The sequence below is a fragment of the Streptomyces sp. NPDC090119 genome (genome assembly GCF_044747085.1).
Lineage (GTDB): Bacteria > Actinomycetota > Actinomycetes > Streptomycetales > Streptomycetaceae > Streptomyces.
This window is the reverse complement of the sequence record NZ_JBIVDK010000001.1, coordinates 668,383-681,585: the sequence shown is the minus strand read 5'-3', so window position 1 is coordinate 681,585 and position 13,203 is coordinate 668,383. Positions and strand designations below refer to the sequence as shown.

9 protein-coding genes are annotated in these 13,203 nt (G+C 64.9%); 8 read left to right on the top strand and 1 reads right to left on the bottom strand.

What is annotated here, in order from left to right; all coding sequences use genetic code 11:
- Positions 1–5 precede the first annotated feature (5 nt).
- The gene (locus ACIPPM_RS03010; protein WP_401442268.1) at positions 6–1,424 is read left to right on the top strand and encodes a PIN domain-containing protein; all 1,419 of its coding nucleotides are present in this window, start codon (positions 6–8) and stop codon (positions 1,422–1,424) included.
- A gap of 167 nt (positions 1,425–1,591) precedes the next feature.
- The gene (locus ACIPPM_RS03005) at positions 1,592–1,969 is read left to right on the top strand and encodes a hypothetical protein (RefSeq protein WP_401442267.1); all 378 of its coding nucleotides are present in this window, start codon (positions 1,592–1,594) and stop codon (positions 1,967–1,969) included.
- A 327-nt stretch (positions 1,970–2,296) separates the two neighbouring features.
- Here the strand turns inward: ACIPPM_RS03005 and ACIPPM_RS03000 are convergent, their stop codons facing one another.
- The gene (locus tag ACIPPM_RS03000) at positions 2,297–2,443 is read right to left on the bottom strand and encodes a hypothetical protein (RefSeq protein WP_401442265.1); all 147 of its coding nucleotides are present in this window, start codon (positions 2,441–2,443) and stop codon (positions 2,297–2,299) included.
- A 564-nt stretch (positions 2,444–3,007) separates the two neighbouring features.
- On the opposite strand from ACIPPM_RS03000, the gene ACIPPM_RS02995 reads away from it, so the two are divergent.
- The 6 genes from ACIPPM_RS02995 (at position 3,008) to ACIPPM_RS02970 (ending at position 12,639) form a co-directional block, all read left to right on the top strand.
- Positions 3,008–4,891: a GTPase gene (locus tag ACIPPM_RS02995; protein ID WP_401442264.1), complete on the top strand. Its 1,884-nt coding sequence runs from the start codon at positions 3,008–3,010 to the stop codon at positions 4,889–4,891.
- The gene (locus ACIPPM_RS02990) at positions 4,888–6,615 is read left to right on the top strand and encodes a GTPase (RefSeq protein ID WP_401442263.1); all 1,728 of its coding nucleotides are present in this window, start codon (positions 4,888–4,890) and stop codon (positions 6,613–6,615) included. The genes ACIPPM_RS02995 and ACIPPM_RS02990 overlap by 4 nt, the downstream gene beginning before the upstream one ends.
- A 781-nt stretch (positions 6,616–7,396) precedes the next feature.
- On the top strand, positions 7,397–8,308 hold the full coding sequence (locus tag ACIPPM_RS02985; protein WP_401442262.1) for a hypothetical protein: 912 nt from the start codon (positions 7,397–7,399) through the stop codon (positions 8,306–8,308).
- Positions 8,305–9,528 (top strand): hypothetical protein, encoded by a 1,224-nt coding sequence (locus tag ACIPPM_RS02980; protein ID WP_401442261.1) that lies wholly within the window; start codon positions 8,305–8,307, stop codon positions 9,526–9,528. Before ACIPPM_RS02985 ends, ACIPPM_RS02980 begins: the two co-directional genes overlap by 4 nt.
- Positions 9,525–11,300: an Hsp70 family protein gene (locus tag ACIPPM_RS02975; RefSeq protein WP_401442260.1), complete on the top strand. Its 1,776-nt coding sequence runs from the start codon at positions 9,525–9,527 to the stop codon at positions 11,298–11,300. Before ACIPPM_RS02980 ends, ACIPPM_RS02975 begins: the two co-directional genes overlap by 4 nt.
- Position 11,301: 1 nt before the next feature.
- A complete protein-coding gene (locus ACIPPM_RS02970) occupies positions 11,302–12,639 on the top strand; it encodes a hypothetical protein (protein WP_401442258.1) in 1,338 nt (445 codons plus the stop codon).
- Positions 12,640–13,203: the final 564 nt, after the last annotated feature.

Sequence of the window (13,203 nt, the reverse complement as noted above, 5' to 3'; positions counted from 1 at the left end):
AGTCGATGGCGGCCGGGACTTGGTGCTCGTGGTGGACTCCCAGCGTTCGCCCACGCCAAGCCACCCACCTCGCTAAGGTCACCCTCAGATGCGTCGGCACAGGGGACCCGGCGCACGACGTGAACGGGGTGGTTGTGATGGGCGACACGACGGCCAAGGGAAGCGGTCGTGGCCTCTTCGATGACTTCGGGGCCTACCGGACCGCGACGGAAGTTGACTTCACCGCCGTGCTGACGGACGGCTTGGTCGCCCCCGACGCGAACGTGCTGCTGAACCTCTACCGGTATACGGAGCAGGCGCGCACGGACCTGCTCGGAGCACTTGGCGCTCTCGGCGACCGCCTCTGGGTTCCGCACCAGGTCGTCGACGAGTTCTGGCGGAACCGGGAAACCGTCATCAGCGACGCGCGATCGACCAGCAAGGGCGCCGCCCAGGAGATGAGCGGCCACGCCGGGACCGCGGTACAAACCTTGCGTACCTGGGCCAACCGCGTAGCTCTGAGCGACGACGACCTGGCGGATCTCCGCGACCGGCTGACGAGTGTCTTCGACGAGGTACAGAAGAAGATCACCGAGGTCGGGGAAGGTGAATGGCAGAGCATCACCCACGACACCAGCGCCGATCCGGTGATCGCCGGCCTGGACCATGCGCTGGCCGGCCAGGTCGGAAGGCCCTTCAGCCCCGAGGAACGCACCGAACTCACCGAACTGGCCAAGGAACGCGTCAAGAAGCGTGTTCCGCCCGGTTACATGGATGCCAAGAAGGACGGCGACGGCGCGGTCGGTGACTTCTTCGTGTGGGAGCAGCTCCTGCGCGCGGCATCCGAACGCGGCAGTGACGTCCTGTTCGTGACCGCTGACGCCAAGGAGGACTGGTGGCGGAAGGAGCACGGTTTCAATCGAGGTCCTCGCCCGGAGCTGACCGCGGAACTCCGGAGGCGAGGCGGCGGACGGCTGTTCCTGCTGTCGCCGAAGCAGTTCCTCGAGGTCGCCGCTCCCATCCTCCAACTCAGCCTGCAGGCCGGGTCCGTGGAAGACATCGAGCGAGTGGAACGCATCGAGGCCGAGCCGTCCCACGGAGGCTGGACCGCCGCGGCCATCGAGGCCCTGTTCAACGGCCTCTCGTACGAGGGTTACGGCAATCGTGTCGACGTCATCCGCCACGCGGCCGAAATGGACGGCCGTATCGAGGCACTGTCCGTGTACGAGATCTGTGACTACGACGACGACCGCAGCCTGAGGGGCTTCACCCGACCGATCAAGCGGATCGCCGGAAACCTCGTGGAACAGGGAGTCGTCCCGGACTCCGCGGTGCCGGTCCTCACCGCGGAGTATGAGAACGGGCCGGGCCGCGCCTCCGGCTTCGCGGTGCATCCTCTACTCGTTCCGCTGATCAACGACGTGGCGGACGACGACGAGCAGTAGGCGCCGAAGGTTCGCTGGCCAAAGTCCCCCCGTCACCACGCCCTGCGGCTCGCCGTTGATCGTCACGGCCGGGTCGGCCTCCACCACGCGCACGGACACGTCGATCGGTGCGGGGCGTGCAATGGCCGTTTCGGCTGCCGAGAGGTGTCGGACGTTTGGCCGCGTCCGTGGCGATCAACATGCGGCTGGTCGGGGCCGTCGCGCACCTCCGAGGATGGGACATCCTCGATCCGCACCTGCGGATTGTGGCGATGATGCTCGCGATCGGGATGAGCACGCAGAACATCCTGGCAAACCTCGGCGTCAAGGTCGGCCAGAAGCTTGGCGAGCAGATGATCAAGAAGATCCCGATCGCAGTGATCCGGGCGATCAACAAGAAGGCCGGAACCTTCCTCGTCGCGAAGTATGGGACCTGGCGTGCCGCGATCACACTCGCCAAGGGTGTCCCGATTCTGGGAGGCCTCGTCGGCGGAGCTGTGGACGCGGGATCGACCGCTGTCATCGGACGGGCGGCGGACAGGGCCCTGCGCGACGACACCCTGTAGGCCGGGGAAACGAAGTAATGAAGAGGCGAGCCGGACAGAGCATGCCGAGCCGGACAACAGAAAGACCCCTGCATCAGCAGGGGTCTTCGCAGTGGGTCGTTCACGAAATCCCCTGGCCAGGCACAGCGTGCCTAAATACTCACGAACATCCCGTCGGGCGCAAGATCACCTCCCAACAATATGCACATGCATGCATGAGCGTCGCGGTGATCCCGCGACCTGCGCCCCCTGACCTGGGAGCTTCGCGACCGCGACGGCAAGTACGGTCGTCCTTTGATGCCGTCTTCGAAGTCGAAAAGACGAAGATCCTCAAAAGCGTTCCACCAGCTACCCGGCCGAACCCTGTCGAGTCGGCCTCGTAGGCCACGGCCACGGGCCCGGCAACCGCTCCAGCCAGTCCACCACCGCCGCAGTGTCGGGGACCAGGTGTTCGGCGACGACCTCGCCGATGAGGCCGTCCAGGGCCCAGGCCACGGTCGATCGGTAGTGAACGTCCAGCCCGACCGCAGTACCCACGATTGCGGCACTACCGCTCACGGTCCTCCGTGGCGGCAATCCGCAGTAACTTGCGCGCAAGGCCCCCGGTCTTTCGTTCCCGGTCCCGCAGTCTTCTCCCCGGGCCCGCCCGGAGAGAAGGCCGATCACTCTCGGTTCAAACGGGCGGTGTTAAGGCTCGCGAAGCGACCGCGCAGCGGCCGACCTTGACACCACCCGCGAAACCGGGAACCTACCCGGCCGGGCAGGCCCGACACCGCAAGTACCGCACTTCATACGGCCTAACATGACGCTGGCACGACACCCTTCGAGGGGACAGGTGCGCTTCAAGGGGGGCGATTGACGAGCAAGAACAGGCACGGCTGGAGTCCTGCCGCTCGGGACCAGTTGCGTGGTCCCGAACCGCCTTGCGATAACCCCTCTCCCACACATGCGGAGGCAGTCGCTGCCTGCCGAGCGACCCTGGCAGAGGTTCACCGGCTGTCTCGGGACGGGGCCTCGGCGGAGAAGACGACTAGGCAGTTTGTCGACTTCCTTACGTCAGTGGAGGTCACCGACGCACCGCCAGTCGGCGCGCCGATGAGGATCGTCCTGATGGGGCGGACGATGGCCGGCAAGAGTACTCTCCTTGCGGCGCTCACCGGCGGGTCTGTGGAGCGGATTGGGGACGGCCAGCAGCGGTACTCGCGCGATGTCTTCGCGGCCCCGGCGGTGGACCTGCACGACGTTGAGATCGTCGACACTCCTGGAGTGGGTGCCAGGGACGGTACGGATGACGTCGCCCAAGCGATGGCTGAGGTCCCCGGTGCCGACCTCGTGCTGTGGGTTGCGAGCAACGATTCTTTTCAGGAGAAGACTGCACAGGAGCTACGTGCCGTGGCATCGCGCGGTAAGCCTGTCGTTGTGGCATTGAACTGCCGCAAACCACTCGTGGACGATCTGGACCACGAGGAGTTCCTGGAGGACCCGGATTCAGTCTTCGCCGAGCACGAGGGTCACTTCAAGATGATCCGTTCCCATCTATCCGCTGCCGCCGTACGCCCCGTCGCCGAGGTAATGCTCCATGCCGAGGCCGCCCGCCAGGCGCGGGCGGACGGCGACTACGGTGCTGACCTTTGGGAAGCGAGCCGCCTTAGCGCCCTGCTCGCCATCCTGGAACAGGAAAGCAGCAAGCGCCGCACCGCCCGGCGGGTACTGCTCGAGGCCGACGAGGTTCGCTCGCAGGCACAGGCGTTGAGCGAAGCTCTCGCCGCTGTGGAGCGGGAGACCCGAGAGATCGTCGATGTCGGCCGGAGGATGCGCGAAGACCAGGAACGACGGACCGTACGCCTGGTCGATGCCTGCATGCAGAGGATGGAGGACGACGTTGTTCGCCTTGTCGGCCGACGGCAGGGGTGGTCCCAGAACGTCACTGACTTCGGCCCGCAGATCGTCGAGCAATGGGACACGGAACAGGCCGCTTTGGTCGCCGAACTCGACGAGAGGCTGGAAGCACGGCTCAGCAACCTCGCGCGAGCGATCGAGGAAGTGGCTGTCGCCGTCGAGCACGAATGGACGACGGCTGTCCGCCCGCACCTTAAGGTCAGCGGAATGCGTGACTTCAGGGGGCTGTGGAAGCAGAAAGCAGCCGGGGTTGCGGTTGGGGCAGGCGGAGCGCTCGCCTCCATGGCGCTTGGCGCGTACGTGGGTTCTTTGGCAGGTCCAGCCGGCACAGTCGTCGGCGCCGTCGTCATGAGCCTCGGTTCGCTACTCGTCACTCCGGTGCGCAAGAAGGTCCAGTCACTTTTCACGAGCAGAGCGGAAATCTTGGAGGCGAACCGCGATCTGCTGCGGACCGAGATCAGCAAGGTCCTCAATGAGCTGGAGGCCCAGGTGCTGGCCGAGGTGTCTGAGACCATCGCGCGGGTTCTGGAGACACTCACCACTTCCCACGTGCGACGCGCAGAGGCCGAGGCCGCCGCGTCGGTCGTGGCCGACCTTCTGGCTAGTCAGCAGCAGGTGATTGACTCCGCGGTCTCCACCCTCGACCACGAGACGGTCCGCTGCCTGCTGCGCGTAGACGGCCGGCCTCGCCTAGCTGCGTCCGTTGGGAAAGTGACCCGGCTTCCCGGGGTCTGCATCTTGGTCGAGGTGCCTGATGAGGCTCTAGCAGATACACAGCTGTTCCCGCCGTCCTCGCCCGAATTCCTGGCCTTCGGGCGCACACCGTCACCTGACCTGCCGGGCGCGTCCGCGATGTCATACGTCCTCGGCCTGACCGAAGGGGTACCGGCCTTCATTCGCTGTCGCCCCGACGGCACCATCGTTACCACCACTGCTCCAGCGCCAAACCAGGTGCTGGAGGCATGGTCCGCAACCCTGTCTGACCACCTGGGCACCCCGGTGAAGATTGTCCGACCAAGCGCACCGAGGAGCGTGCCAACATGAATGACCTTCTGTATCACTCCGCCCCTGCGGTGACGCGCGACCTCTCGGAGCGGCTCGTCGAGCTGATCCGAAACCTTCGACCCGATGATGCGTCGAGGCTCCAGCGGATGCTGGCAGTGGATGAACACCATCGTCCCCAGATGGTCCTCACCGGGCAGTACAGCAGCGGCAAGTCGACCTTGATCAAGGCACTCACGGACGGCAAGTATCAGGTTCCGAGGGGCTCGGCGGTCACGACGGACAGGGTCGAGGTCTTCAACTGGGACGGCATGGTCGACCTGGTCGATACCCCGGGCGTGCAGGCGGGTCGGCCGGAGCACGACGAACGCGCGGAGGAGGCCCTACGCTCCGCAGATCTTGTGTTGTTCACCGTCACTGTTGACTTGTTCGATGATCGCTTGGTCGAACACCTGCGGCACGTCACCGAGGATCTGCGTAAGGCGCCGCAGTTGCTTGTGGTGCTCACCAAGTGCCGCAGCCTTCGCGCGGCCGAAGGAGTGCGGGAGGCCGAGGTCCGTGAAGCTCTCGGCAGCTTCGCCGACCAGGTGCCATGGGTCGAGTGCGACGCCAAAACCTACCTGGAAGCGCTAGAGGTGGACCCGTCGCGGGCCGCCCGCCGCATCGCGGCGTCCCGGATGGACAAGGTCGCGGACGCGATCAACCGGATCGCGCGAGCCCGCGGCGACTTGGCCAGCTTCCGTGTGGCGCTCCAGCGGGTCGCGCTCGTCGCGGGCGAGGCACTCGCCGCGCTCACAGACGACCCCGACGAGGAAGCAGTCTTGACTGTCCTCGCACGCCAGCGCAGTGCGCTCACAACGCGCCGGGGGCTCTTGGACTCGGCCCTCGAACGGCAGGCAACCGAGTTCCGCACAGCGTGTATCCGGGCAGCCGAGCACCTCGCCGACACGGTGGAGTCGATCCAGGAGTCGCCGAACCACGACTGGTCTAGGGTCGACACCGCCTCCGTGACTCTGAACGACGAGCTGAGCTCGGCGAACCAGAGGTTCCTGGACGGGGTACGCGCCGTCCTGGCCTCTCAGCTTGCCGACTTGACCTCCGAGGTACGGGAGATCGAGGCGTCACCGTACGCCCGCCAGCTGCTCGCCCTTGATGTCCAAGGGGACATCGAGACGCAGAACATCCCGGTAGACCCAGGCCTGGCACGCCAGCCAGGTCGGAAGCAACCCCGCGTCCCAGCCTGGGGTCCGAAGTCGATCGAGCATCTGAAGGTCTTCCAGAAAGTCTGGGGCGCAGGCGACGGCATCAAGAAGTCGGCAGGCAGCGCGGGGCACAAGATCGTCTACAAGGCTGGAAAGCTCGTCGACATCAAGTTCAAGCCGTACCAGGCCGTGCGCTGGGCGAACAACATCGGAAAGGTTGCCAAAATCGGCGGCGCTGTACTCCCTGTTGCCCTTGAAGCCTATGCGGTCGTCAAAGAGGAGCGTCAGGAGGTGCATGCTGCGAAAGGAAAGATGCGCCGCCGGAACGCCCTGGTCGGCCGCGTCCTTGCGCAGTGCGATGACATCTCGAGCAAGACGCTTATCCAGGTGCGTCTTGAACTCGACGACGAGTTCGGCAAAGCGCTCCGCGCGATCGACGAGGTGAACCGGTCAGTTCGCGACGCTAGGGCTTTCCGTACCGACCTGGACCGCAAAATCAGCGCGATCCAGATCGAAGCCCAGTCAATGCTCGATCAACTCGGAGCGCCCGCGCTGGAGGCGTGAGAGTCGAAATGGGGTCTGATCACTGTTCCCGAACGGACGGCCGAGATTCTCGGCCGGTGCATAATCCGGACATTGCGCCAGTCAGCTGGCCTAGACCCGAATCCTCAGGTGCTGCCTGCTGCTCCATCTCGGTGTCGGCTGCGGGCTCGCCGTTGAGGATCTTGTGTACGTTCAGGGGCGGGACATCTTCGCGGGCCCCACCGGCCGGGCACGGGTCAAGGTGCACGGGCGCCGTCCGCGCACTGTCGTATGCCGGTACGCCTACGACGAACTGCTGCTGGCGGAAGCCGCCCACATCCCGGCAGACGCGTACGCCTTCCGGCCGGACTGGCAGGACCGCACCAGCAAGCACATGGCATCGGACTGGCTGGCCAGGTACCCGCAGATCATCGGCCGTTGTGACGGTGCAGGGGCCTCCCACCGGCATCTACACCCATACGAACGCGACATGACAGCCCATCACAGGTCGATCTCACTCAACCGGCGACCTCGCAAAGTTCGTGCGCTCGGACTAGCCTTCCGAAGGTGTAGGGGACGCGGATCAGCAAGTGACAGGGGGGGGTACGTGGGGTTCTGGCACACCGGCTACATGGAGTTCCATGAGCCGATCGGACTCGACTCGGCCGGACCGCCAGCCCCGCCAAAGCCCCCTCGGTTTCCCTGCGCTGAGTGTGGACTCGTCTTCTCGTCCGAGCGCGCCCGCCGAGAACACCGCTTCGACGGTCATGCGACCAAGCGGCCGATCCTCCTCTTCAGGGGGCGAGAGTGCGGGCGCACGCGCTTGACGGTCACGAGCTCCAGCAGCTCCGCCGATTGGGTGACATCGGATGTCGAATCCATCACCGTCAACGGCCGCGAAACCTCCACATCTGAAGCCGCCGGCTTCCTCGCGTCGGTGAAGGTCGGCGTCCAGACAGTGGCCGTCTCCAATGGCCCGCTGGAGCGGACGTTTGAGTTCGATTTCTGCCTTGCCGAGGAAGAGGACCTCTGCCTTGTCGACCAAGCCTTGGAGAAGCTCATCTCCAGCCGCGAGTTGAGTCTCAACGCAATCGACACCTTCATCATGCGTGCCGGCCGCGGGGTGACGGCCCGCCGATACCGCGAAGGTGTGGCGGCGTACCTGTACGGCGTACTCGCGCGTGAAGCGGTCGAGGACCCCGGCCGGGTAGATGCGTCGGGCGCGACGATCTACGAGCAGCGGTACAACAGTGCGGTCTCTCTGCTGTCGACCTTCGACCGCCCCGCAGCGGAGGCGATCTGCGGGTTGGTCGCGTTGCACTACAACCAGTTCGAACTTGCGGTGCGCAAGACCAACAGCCACCGTGTCTCCGATGTCGCGGCGCGGTTCCGATTCCTCCTCGCAGGCGGCGCATTCCTCATGACAAGCCTGGCCGACCGGTCGCACGGAAGCTTCGATCGGGCCTTGAGCGATTCCGTTACCGAGGACCTCCTGGACCTCGGTGCGACGGCTTTGGACGGGACACAGTCATCCATGGTCACCCAGCGACTGCCCTCGCTGAGCGAGCTCCGGCCCCAGGACCAATTCAAGGTCCGACTCATCGCGGCTGAGGCGCTGCTCGCTGTGGGAGACATCGATGGTGCATCACGACACGGCGAGGCGCTCAGGCACTCCAAGGAGACCGGCGCCTGGTACGCAGGATTTCGGACCCGATTGCAAGAGGTAGGACGTTGAGCAACGAGACCATTCCAGAGCCCGGCGCGGAGTCGGGGCCGAGCGACCCCGCATCGGCTACCGCTACCGGCGATGGCACCGGCTCGGCCGCGCCTACTGACAATGCGTCAGCGGCACCCGCTGCGGAGAAGGGGACACAGCGGAGCAAGTTCAAGACGAAACCGAAGCCGATCATTACCTCGATCGAGGAGTTGCTGACGTTCGCCTACGAGTCGAAAGCTCGACTGCTTGAGATCTCGAGGGAGGACCTCAAGAAGCTGGCGATTACCGATGAGGGCATCGCGTCACAGAGTGCGCTGGTCGAGTCTCTCGCGCCGACAGACCCAACGTTGTCGGCCCCGTTCAAGCTGCTTCAGTACGCGGCGCGCCAAGGGGTCCCGCTCAAGCGCGCCGAGGACGGTGGCCTCACACCGGCGTTGAACCGGCTCGTTGACCTCGCGGTAGTCGCACTGGGCCACAGCCCGGTGTTCGGGGGCAGGGTGGACCAGCTGGTCGATCCCCGCAAAGATCCGCAGCTCTCGATCGAACACGTGCGTGCCGCGGCTCAGCGGGTCGTCGACGAACTTGGAGCGGCCCCGAAGCAGTTCAAAGCCGCAAACAGTGAGCGCCTCGTCAGGCATGCAATCGCGTGCTACGGACTCCTCCGCGCACTCCAACGTGAGTGGACCCTGGATCAGTTCATCGATGCGTCGTACGACTCTCTCTGGAGGTACGAGGCCCCGGAGGCAGCAGGGCTGGAGCGAGCCGCCAGCCAGGTCGGGGCAAGCAGCGATCACAAGGCGCTCGGCATCGTTGGCGCGAACTACCGCGCCCGGATCGCCCGCTTGGAACGGCAGGTCACACATCTCGAGAGTGAGGCTGCCGCTGCTCGGAATCGCGAGACTCGGCTCCGCAATGAGCTTTCGACCGTCGAGGAGCGTGAGCAATCTGCGCTGGCTCGCGCCGACGCGTTCTCTGCCGACGTGGTGCGACTGCAGAAGGAGCTCGCGGCCGAGCGCGATAACAGAGTGGTCGACAAGAGCCATATGGCGGACGACTACGAAACGCTGCGAACGCGCGTCATCCGGTGTCTCGGGGGTGAGATCGATCTGCTTACCGATGGTCTGCACGCACTCCGGAACGGTGCGCCCGACGTCGCGGAGGAGTTCCTCGACCGTTCTCTGCTTGCCCTCACGCGTGAGGTCGAGCAGCTGAAGGACGCGGCTGGAGGCTTCGCGTGATCGTCGGGTTCGACTTCGGCACGACCAATAGCCTTGTTTCGGTGGTAGTTGGTGACCGCGTGATCGACGTGATGGACGTCGAGACTGGCCGGCCACATCCCTCGATCGTCCGGTACGAGGGCGAGCAGGTAGTCGTCGGCCGCGATGCCAAGGACGCGTTGGGTGCCGCGGGCATTGGGGTGCACGGCAACACGGTGAAATCTCCGAAGTTCCTCCTCGGCGAGGAGGCGATCGCAGTCGGAGGCGTCGACCGGAGCCCCGTGGACATCGTTGCGGACGTCGTGCGGCACGTCCGGTCGGAGTCCCTGCGCAGTCCGCAGCGGAAGGTGCTCGGCAGCCTCGACAACGCTGTGGTCACGATCCCCGTGACCATGAATGGGCACCGCCGCGCGGCGCTGCGAGAGGCGTTCGCCGGGGCCGGGATGCGTATAGCCCAGTTCGTCCACGAGCCGCTCGCCGCCCTGTACGGGTTCATCCGGGGAGCAATCGACCCAGAAGAGCTGGCACGGCGGCTTGCACGACGAAACGTCCTGGTTGTCGACTGGGGCGGCGGAACGCTGGACCTGACTCTCTGCCGAGTCGACGAAGACCAGGTTCGACAACTTCGTAACGGTGGCTCGACCCAGGTCGGCGGTGACGAGTTCGACAAGGTAATTCGCGACGAGGTCGTGAAGCGCGCTCGGGCTCGCGGAAGTGTCACTGACGATGACCTTGCGATCCCTGAGGCCGAGCTCCGGCTCCTCCAGGACGCGGAGCGCAACAAGATCGAGCTCTCGGCTGACCGTGTTGACGTGACGTTCTACCGGCCAAGTTACTTCCAATCAGGTGCCACGTTGCAGTACCGGCTCACTCGTCAGGAGCTGGAGGAGATCACGCGGCCGCTCGTGACGGCAGGTATTGATGAGATCGAGTCGCTGCTCGGCAGCTTGTCGATGGCACCCGGGCAGGTCTCGCTGGTCGTAGTGGTCGGTGGCATGGCGGCCATGCCCGCGATTCGGAGCCGGCTGCACGAGCTGTTCGGTCCGGACCGAGTTGAGGTGCCGACGAACAGTGCCACGTTGATCTCACAAGGAGCTGCGTGGATCGCGCATGACAGGCAGAGGCTCCGACTGGCAAAGCCCATCGAACTCGAGCTCGCCCGCGGGTCGTTAATGCCACTCCTCGCTGCGGGCAGCGAAATGCCTCTCGGTGGAGACGTCAAGCACGAAACCCTCCACCTGTACTGCGCGGATCCGACGGATGGAAAGGCGAAATTTCCGATCGCCACTCCGACCGCGTTGTCATCACACCCGCAGGCGAGCGAGCGGCGAACGTCGCTGGGAATGATCACACTTGGCGTCGACGAGACCGCGCCGCCACTGCACGAGCGTCTCGAGCTGAAGGTCGTTCTCGACGACGACTTGGTGTTGTCGGTCGAGGCGTCATCAAGCCAGAAGCACGATCGAGTCACGGCGTCGTACTACGACCTGGAGTTCGGTCTTGGCCTCCCTGCTTCCGCTATGCCCGGAGGTGCAGCCGCGCACCAAAAAGTACCTGAGGAGTCCGTGGTCGTGCCACAGGCGGGACTGGTCGTCCGTGCGAATGTGGCGAGGGACAAGGACCAGGCGACCGTTCCCGGCGACGTGCTGTATCGGCACAATTCGAGGGCCTTCACCCGGCACGTGCGCGACGGTGCGACAGAAGCCCAGTTGCGGGAACACCTTTACTACAAGCCGTGCGCCGCCTGCAAGCGCCAGTGGGGGCACCCGGAGTGTCGATGCGGAACGGCGTGACATGGCGAGCGCCAACGCACTGGTGCGAGTGCTTGACCACGGAACGGAAGTCGAGTCTGGAGTCCGCCGTCCGATTCGTCTGACTCCCGATGGATACGCGGGCGTCGCGTATGCGGGCTCCGTCTACCCACTCCGGCAGGGTGATCTCATCGACTTGGACGGAACGAGCTGGGAACTCGCGGACTGCGATCGGTTCCTGTTTATCGGAGCAGAGGTTCCGTACGCTCCAATTACCGGTAAACCGCTGGAGAAGACCAGCGGTTTCGACGTCGAGTGGCACCTTGAATCCAACCAGTACGGGCACACCGTCGTCTTCAACGCGTCGGAGCACGTTGCCAGCAGCTTGGTGTCAGCGCTTGAGGACGCGGGTCTCGGCATCCAGCGCTGGGACGTCAGCCATCGTCCAGCAGATGACGGCAACTTCTACGACTGGTTCGTGCGCCTTCGGTTCAAAGGCAGCCAGGCCGAAGCACTAGCGCTCGTCGGGGATGTCATCGCACCGCCGTCGTCTCTCGCGCCGACGGTGCCAGTCACAAATCCGACCACAGCTCGCCTTGCTGATGCCGAGTCTCGGATCGAGGGGCTGCACAACCAACTGTACGTCGCGACACGCAAGGGCGAGGCGGCTGAAGGTGAGGTCGCGCAGCTCCGTCACGATCTTGCGAACGCAGAAGCGAGCGAGCATCGATATCGAGAATCCGTTGCCCTCGCAGAACGCCGTCATTCAGATCTGCAAGAGCAACTCGCCGTGCTTCGACAAGGCCTGGGAGGCATGGCTGACACGGCGGAACTGGTGGAGAACCTCGCTGACGCCGAGGAACTTCGAGAACTCGCTCTTGCCGAGAACTCCTTGCTGCTGGAGCGTGTGCGAGCGGCCGACTCGGAAGCGGCAGAAAGCGGAGCACGCGCTGACAACTTGGCGGTGCAGGTAGACGCACTCCTTGGGAGAGTGTCGGAACTTGAGGGCCTAGAGACCGAACCACTTCGCGCCGCGACCGCGCAACGGCCTCGGCGCGGGGGCGTCATTGACTTCCTGCCTCGGGCGTTCAGCCGCCTTGAGTTCGTTCTCGATGCAGTCGATGTGATCGCCAACCTCGACTCGCCAGCGTCCACGATGAAAGCACTTGCTGAAATCGACTCTGGGCGCCCTGTCGGGAAGGACCTTTCGGGAATGCGTGGCTGGTTTGAGGTGACGGAATTGGCGACGGGCATCGCGGGAAGCGAGCGACTTGGCCGCATCTACTACAAGCCGGACGGTCAAAGAGTGCTTGTCAGTGTGCACACTGAACAGGACGAAAAACAACAGAGACATCACATCGAGAGGCTGCGAGCCTTCTGACCCCGGTTACCGGCGTCTGAGGCATGCCTCGATGTCAATTCGAGGCGCAGTTCCTTGGCGTCTGACCTGGCGGTCCAGGGCCCAGATCGGTGACAGTAGGCGGCGCACTCCGGAGTAGGACCAGTGCCGTCCCGATGGTGCCGCACCAACTCGGCCACACCTCAAGTGCTCTGGGAACTCGCAGCCGCCCTGGTGTGGAGAACAGGGGGAGTCCGTTGATGCGCTGTCTGTCGGCGCCGCCCCAGGGGGTTGGTACCGGGCGCCTGCGCCAGCGCCCCCCGGCGTTGCCGAAAGTCCAGTCGTGGACGGCCTTGAGGATGGATCGGGCGTGTCCTGGCACCTTGCATAATCCAGTCGACCGTACTGGCCTCTCGTCCGAAATCAGCACCTACCCTGAAGCAGGATCACGTAGTTTCTGCCGATGCAACGCTCCGGCAGCCAACAAGGGGTGGCAAGTGACAGCGGATGTCCGTGGGCCGGCATGGGCACTCGAGGGATTGGGCGTGCGGTCCGGGCGCTATCCCCTGGCGGTGGAGGGCCCGGTGATGCGGGCGGTGGACCGGT

Bases quoted from the DNA above. Each gene is read 5' to 3' on its own strand.
- ACIPPM_RS03010 (WP_401442268.1), top strand. From the start codon at position 6: ATGGCGGCCGGGACTTGGTGCTCGTGGTGGACTCCCAGCGTTCGCCCA.
- ACIPPM_RS02970 (WP_401442258.1), top strand. From the start codon at position 11,302: ATGGCGAGCGCCAACGCACTGGTGCGAGTGCTTGACCACGGAACGGAA.
- ACIPPM_RS02990 (WP_401442263.1), top strand. From the start codon at position 4,888: ATGAATGACCTTCTGTATCACTCCGCCCCTGCGGTGACGCGCGACCTC.